The organism is Candidatus Symbiopectobacterium sp. NZEC135, assembly GCF_025962695.1.
In genome coordinates this window covers 1-530 of the sequence record NZ_JAGFPF010001478.1, presented here as the reverse complement: position 1 = coordinate 530, position 530 = coordinate 1, and the positions used below count along the sequence as shown (strand labels likewise).

Annotated in this window: 1 protein-coding gene; it reads right to left on the bottom strand. The window is 57.7% G+C overall.

Going from position 1 to position 530, the window contains the following annotated elements; translation table 11 throughout:
• On the bottom strand, positions 1-530 hold a 530-nt coding region (locus tag J5224_RS34925), incomplete at both ends, for an N-formylglutamate amidohydrolase (protein ID WP_264629378.1).

Sequence of the window (530 nt, the reverse complement as noted above, 5' to 3'; positions counted from 1 at the left end):
GCTTTCTCTGCATGCCAGGCAAAGGGCGCTTGCTCTTCCATGTAGTTACACTGTGCCAGTTCCAACTGCACTGCATGTTGCTGCTGCGCGGGTTGCCCGTAGGCGCGAGTGATGTAGCCGCCCTTGAAACGCCCGTTAATCACCCAACGGTATTGATCCTGCGCGTCACAGCACGCGCGTATTGCGGCTTCCACCGCGCTGGAACAACTTTCGCCACCGTTGGTGCCGATATTCAAATCGGGCAGCTTGCCGTCAAACAGGCGCGGAATGTGTGAGGCGATGGAGTGGGCATCGAACAGCAGTGCATAGCCGTAACGCGCTTTCAGACGAGCGAGTTCTTGCTGGATTTGCTGGTGATAGGGCTGCCAGATATGTTGCAGGTAGCTGTTACGCTGCTCGGGCGTCGGTGTTTTACCCGCGACAAAAGTAGGCGTGCCGTCAAACAAAGTGCTGGGAAACAGTCCGGTGGTGGCGCTGGCGTAAAGCGGCGTATCGTCGGCAGGGCGATTAAGATCGACCACCATGCGCGA